Below are 325 nucleotides of genomic sequence, written 5' to 3' on the forward strand. Positions count from 1 at the left end.
TGCCGAACGGTGATCGGTGCGGCATTCCCCTGGACCGCATCGACACGCCGAGCCGCTTTGTTATCGGCGACTCCAACTGCTGCGCCCGCCACAAAGCCGGCGCCCGCCTGCGGACTGTCAGCTAACCCTTGTCCCTCGACGTTTCCGATTGGTCACCCCAGGCGCCGCTCCAGCGCCTGGCCACGCCGTGGCTGCAAGAAGCCGGCGTCGACGTGGCGGTGCTGCGACTGGATGAAATCGACCCGCTGATCAGCGGCAACAAATGGTTCAAGTTGCGCCACCATCTCGACGCCGCTGCGGCGGCTGGCGCACGCGGGGTCATCAG

At 66.8% G+C, this 325-nt stretch carries 1 protein-coding gene; it reads left to right on the forward strand.

Annotated elements, in window-relative coordinates:
• Positions 1–128 precede the first annotated feature (128 nt).
• Positions 129–325: hypothetical protein (locus tag AC0IW9_RS30475; RefSeq protein WP_471652053.1), on the forward strand; the 197-nt coding region annotated here is incomplete at its 3' end.

It is taken from the genome of Belnapia sp. AC561, assembly GCF_979252845.1.